A 3,993-nucleotide genomic window follows, 5' to 3' on the forward strand; every position below is an offset into this window, starting at 1 on the left:
CTCCCACAGGTTCTCGGTCGGGACACAGACGTCTTGAACGGGCGGAGACATTGTGGGAGCTGGCTTGCCAGCGATAAGGCCCTGACAGACACCTGAAAAATTCGCCTCTAACGCAAAAAACGCCTGCCGATAATCCCCCGGCGTCCCACCCAACACTTGGCGAAACCGGTTGGTGAAATGACTGGCACTGGCAAACCCGCACGCCAGCGCAATTTCCCCCAGCGGCAACGCCGTCCCGCGCAGTAACTCCCGCGCCCGGGTCAAGCGTCGCGCCAGCACGTACTGATGCGGCGGCAAGCCGAAGCTCACGCGAAACATCCGCGCAAAGTGGTATTCCGACAACGCACACAGACCGGCCAGTTGCCCGAGGCTGATCGGTTCGGCCAATTGACTGTCGATGAACTCCACCAGCTGCCGGCGCTGGTGGGGCGCCAATCCGCCCTTGAGGCGCACACCCTGACGGGCGCCGACCTGGCTGAGCAGGGTATGGCTGATCAATTCGTGAGCGAGGCTGCTGGTCAGCAAACGTTCGGCCGGCTCGTCCCAGTTCAGCGTGAGCAATTGCCGAAAGCGCTGTGCCTGTAGCGGATCTTCGAGAAAAGTCTGCTCGCGCAACTGCATTTCTCGCGGCTCGCGATCGAGCAAGGTGACGCAGCCCAACGCAAATTGCTCGGCACTGAAATACAGGTGAGCGAGGCGAATGTCACCGTTGATCACCCAGCCGGATTGGTGATCGGCGGGCAGGATGCACAACTTGTCCGGCCCGCCCTTGTGCCCCGGGTGCCCGCGCCGAAAGGTACCGGTGCCACCGGCGATGTAGCAGGACAGCGTGTGGTGGCTCGGCGCTTCGTATTCCTGGGCATCATGATGGTTGGTCCACAAAGCCGCAGACAAGCCGTCACCGAGCTCGGCGCTGTGCACAAGGCGTGCGTTCGGCGAGCGGTTGAGGGCTTGAAAGACTTGCAGGGTATCGATAGCGGCCATGTGCGGTTCTCTCCAACGCCTTGCATCCTACTCCGTAGCCTTGGCGCTGCCAGCCTGTCGGGCGACAAAAGCGCAAGAATCTGCAAGCGCCCCGATCGTTGCTGCCGCACCCTGAATCTCCATACAACACAACCCTGTGGCGAGGCAGCTTGCTCCCGCCGAATGCGCAGCACTCATGAACGGAGCTGCTGCGCAGCCCGGCGCGAGCAAGCTCGCTCGCCACAGAGTGTCCGGTGTCCTCAGGAGTCTCGTCATGAACCTTTCGCTGTATCTGCTGACCGTGCTGATCTGGGGCACCACCTGGATTGCCCTGAAATGGCAATTGGGAGTGGTGGCGATTCCGGTGTCGATCGTCTATCGCTTCGGCCTCGCCGCGCTGGTGCTGTTCGTGCTGTTGCTGCTCAGCCGGCGCCTGCAACCGATGAATCGCCGTGGTCATTTGATCTGCGTGGCGCAGGGGCTGTGCCTGTTCTGTGTCAACTTCATGTGCTTTCTGACGGCCAGCCAGTGGATTCCCAGCGGTCTGGTGGCGGTGGTGTTTTCCACCGCCACCTTGTGGAACGCGCTCAATGCGCGGGTGTTCTTCGGTCAGCGCATTGCGCACAATGTGCTGATGGGGGGCGCGGCTCGGTTTGTTCGGTCTGGGGATGTTGTTCTGGCCGGAACTGTCCGGCCATCAAGCCAGTCCGCAGACCTTGCTCGGTCTGGCGTTGGCCCTGTGCGGCACGCTGTGTTTCTCGGCGGGCAACATGCTGTCGAGTCTGCAGCAGAAGGCCGGTCTGAAACCGTTGACCACCAATGCCTGGGGCATGGCCTACGGGGCGGCGATGTTGTCGGTGTGGTGCCTGGTCAAAGGCATTGCGTTCGACATGGACTGGTCGCCACGTTACGTCGGCGCGCTGTTGTATCTGGTGATCCCGGGTTCAGTGATCGGTTTCACCGCCTACCTGACGCTGGTCGGGCGCATGGGCCCGGAGCGCGCGGCCTATTGCACAGTGTTGTTCCCGGTGGTGGCGCTGAACGTTTCGGCGTTTGCCGAAGGCTACCAGTGGACGGCTCCGGCGCTGCTCGGCCTGGTGTTGGTCATGCTTGGCAACGTCTTGGTATTTCGCAAACCCCGTGCCGTGGCATTGCCCCGTCAGGGCAAGTTGGCTTGAGCCTGTCACTGTGCGAGCGCTGATGTTCAGCGCTCGACTTTTATCACGATGTAAATCAGCAGCGGCAAGATAAAGTCGACAATATGTCGGGCCCAATCCTTGGCGTTCCAGATGTTTGAAGTGTCCATGTCGAACCATTCGACACCGACAACTTGAAAACATACGTAGTAGATGAAAACAGCGATTAAAAGGCCAATGATCGAAAACTTCTTGGCTTCATGAAATTCCTCGCTGGAGCCGTTGATGTTCTTGAGTAATTGATAGACACCCAACATGCAAAATGCGCTGAAAGTGACTTCCAGGGTAATGATCAGCCAGTAGATACGGTGGTGCAGCGTTGGCGAGGTGATGGCGCGGTAGCGCAGGTTGGGGTTGTGTTCGGTCGTGTCCATGCTCAGGACGTGCGCGACATATTCGTAGTTTGAACCGTAGTCGGTGAAATTGCTGAACATCATCAGCAAGCCAAAAAAACTGAAGTAACTCATCAGTATGACTTTGCTGTAGCGGATAATTTTATCCATGGTCAGAGCGTTCAAGTGTGTTCTCCATAACATTTGTCGAGGGTTCGATATGTCGGGAGAGTTTATAGCGGGGTCTATTGTTTTGGTGTCGGGTTGAATTGCAAAGTATGTGGGCGTGCATAACGTGTCGGGCAAGTGTCTTTTGGCACTTGCCCGATTTTGTTTAACCGCGCCAGACCTGCGGGTTTACCAGATCCTGTGGACGCTCGCCCATCAAGGCGCTGCGCAGGTTGGCCAGCGCGCGATTGGCCATGGCTTCGCGGGTTTCTCCGGTGGCCGAGCCGATGTGCGGCAATGTCACAGCATTTTTCAACTGGAACAGCGGGGACTCGGCCAGCGGTTCTTTTTCGTAGACGTCCAGACCGGCGCCACGGATGCGATTGTTCTGCAGCGCCTCGATCAGCGCCGGCTCGTCGACCACCGGACCACGGGAGATGTTGACCAGGATCGCGCCCGGCTTCATCAGGCCCAGTTCGCGATGGCTGATCAGGTGGCGGGTCTTGTCGCTGAGCGGCACCACCAGGCAGACGAAATCGGCTTCGGCGAGCAACTGGTCGAGGCTGCGAAAGTGGGCGCCGAGTTGTTGTTCCAGTTCGGGCTTGCGGCTGTTGCCGCTGTAGATAATCGGCATGTTGAAGCCGAAGTGGCCACGGCGGGCGACGGCGGCGCCGATGTTGCCCATGCCGACGATGCCCAGGGTCTTGCCGTGGACGTCGCAGCCGAACAATGGCGCGCCGACGCTGGCTTGCCACTGGCCGGCCTTGGTCCAGGCATCGAGTTCGGCGACGCGGCGGGCGCTGCTCATGATCAGGGCGAAGGCGAGATCGGCGGTGCTTTCGGTGAGCACGTCCGGGGTGTTGGTGAGCATGATTCCGCGTTCATTGAAGTAGTCGAGGTCGTAGTTGTCGTAGCCGACGGAGACGCTGGAGACCACTTCGAGTTTTGTGGCGGTTTCGAGTTGGGCTTTGCCGAGTTTGCGGCCGACGCCGATCAGGCCGTGGGCGTGGGGCAGGGCTTCGTTGAACTGGGCGTTGATGTCACCGTTCTTCGGGTTGGGAACGATGACGTCGAATTCCTGTTGCAGGCGTTCGATCATGGGTGGGGTGATGCGGCTGAAGGCCAGGACTGTTTTTTTCATTGGGCTTGGGCTCGGCTGTCTTTATTACCAAGCACGCTAACATTTCTTTGTGGGGTTTGGCTTGTCTTGGCGGCCTCCGGGCCGACCATGCTCCTGGGGTTTTGGGTGTTTATCCGTTGCTTCGGGTGTTGCGGCTGGCGGTTTCGCCCTTACGGCGAGTCACTTTTTGCAGACGCCCAAAAAGTAACCAAAA

Annotated in this window: 2 protein-coding genes and 2 pseudogenes; 1 reads left to right on the forward strand and 3 read right to left on the reverse strand. The window is 59.4% G+C overall.

What is annotated here, in order from left to right:
• Positions 1-117 precede the first annotated feature (117 nt).
• A pseudogene (locus tag HT737_RS20620) lies at positions 118-984 on the reverse strand (helix-turn-helix domain-containing protein); the annotation flags it as partial.
• A 253-nt stretch (positions 985-1,237) separates the two neighbouring features.
• Between HT737_RS20620 and HT737_RS20625 the strand changes: the two are divergent.
• A pseudogene (locus HT737_RS20625) lies at positions 1,238-2,141 on the forward strand (DMT family transporter).
• A gap of 26 nt (positions 2,142-2,167) precedes the next feature.
• On the opposite strand, the gene HT737_RS20630 reads toward HT737_RS20625, so the two are convergent.
• Together HT737_RS20630 and HT737_RS20635 are read right to left on the reverse strand one after the other, a co-directional pair.
• On the reverse strand, positions 2,168-2,677 hold the full coding sequence (locus HT737_RS20630) for a DUF2165 family protein (RefSeq protein ID WP_131671477.1): 510 nt from the start codon (positions 2,675-2,677) through the stop codon (positions 2,168-2,170).
• 148 nt (positions 2,678-2,825) lie between these two features.
• Positions 2,826-3,800 (reverse strand): D-glycerate dehydrogenase, encoded by a 975-nt coding sequence (locus tag HT737_RS20635; protein WP_086793842.1) that lies wholly within the window; start codon positions 3,798-3,800, stop codon positions 2,826-2,828.
• Positions 3,801-3,993 lie beyond the last annotated feature (193 nt).

The sequence above is a fragment of the Pseudomonas sp. MD195_PC81_125 genome (genome assembly GCF_014060985.1).
Classification (GTDB): Bacteria; Pseudomonadota; Gammaproteobacteria; order Pseudomonadales; family Pseudomonadaceae; genus Aquipseudomonas; species Aquipseudomonas parakoreensis.